Below are 1,162 nucleotides of genomic sequence, written 5' to 3'. Positions count from 1 at the left end.
GGCCGGCGAGCGACCATTGCCCGTCATCGCAGGCGAGCAGAAAGTTCTCCGGAATGTATTCGCCGGTCAGGATCACCGGCGGCGCGTCCATCGGAATGAGGCGGGCCGCATCGCGCAGGAGATCGTCGAGGCCTCMAAGGAATTTGGGCGCAAGGCCGAGACGCTGGTGCCTGGCGCGGCACCCCTGCATCTGCCTACGCATGAACTCGTCCCAGCGCGGCTCGATTGCCGCGAGAGGACCAAGCGGCGCGCGCTGTACGGACGCGATGGTCTCGCCGATCCGGCGCAGCAGGCGCTCCTTCTGGTCTTCCGGCAAAGACGGCCACACCTCCGAGCCGAGCGTACCGGCAAGGCGCGTGATGACGAGATAGGGCCAACCGTCGCGCGCGCCTTCTGCGACGATCTCGGGAATCGGCACCTGAAGCCGGCCGGCGAGCTGCGTCAGCGAATCGCGCTCGGAGATGAATTGCGCACGCAGCAGCGGCGGGAAGATCTTCAGGATCAGGCCGTCACCGAGGCCGACCACGAGATTGGTGCCTATTACAAACACCTGCGGCGCGCCGACGTCGAGACCGTGGCTGCGCGCGATGTCGAGCGCGATCGGCAGCCATCGCGACCGGTCGGCGCGCAAGGCGCGGTAGGCCTCGAGGCTGGTCGATGCGGACGCGCCCCAGGCACCCGCGGAATCCGGCGGCAGCGTCTCCTCCATCACAGCGCCCGGCTCCGCCCGGTGTTATTCCAGGACATCCTTGACGCTGTTCTTGATGGTCGAGGGGACCGCATGCTCGGGGACTTCGATGGTCTGCGCACCGCGCGTGATCCGGTAACTGAACGCGTCGGCCTGGCCCGGATGCGCGGGCGCGACTTTCTTCGGATCGGCAAACAGCTGCTCCACCGTCTTCTGATCGGCGGGCGACAGATCCGACAACGCCACTTCACCGCGGCTCTTGAGATGAGGGCCGCCGAAGCCGGCGAACCCTCCGACGCGCTCGATCTTTAGGCGATCCACGCTTCCTTCCTTTCGTAACGCGCTTTTCGTGACGCGCTGTACCCGGCCTAGAGCCCCCGTTCCGATGGGATCGGAACGCGGGCTCCAGCTTCTTGTTTTAACGCGTTTTCTTGACGCGAACCGGTATCCACTTCGCTCGAAAACGCTTTACGC

The 1,162-nt window shown here is 65.8% G+C and carries 2 protein-coding genes; both read right to left on the bottom strand.

What is annotated here, in order from left to right:
• Positions 1-709 (bottom strand): aminoglycoside phosphotransferase family protein (locus AC1D00_RS42120; protein WP_477014776.1); only part of this gene is annotated, 709 nt, incomplete at its 3' end.
• 24 nt (positions 710-733) lie between these two features.
• A complete protein-coding gene (locus tag AC1D00_RS42115) occupies positions 734-1,009 on the bottom strand; it encodes a protealysin inhibitor emfourin (RefSeq protein WP_477014775.1) in 276 nt (91 codons plus the stop codon).
• Positions 1,010-1,162: the final 153 nt, after the last annotated feature.

It is taken from the genome of Bradyrhizobium sp. P2_E8, assembly GCF_056403875.1.
Note: the sequence above shows the minus strand (reverse complement) of the source record. Positions and strands in the feature narration are given on the sequence as shown.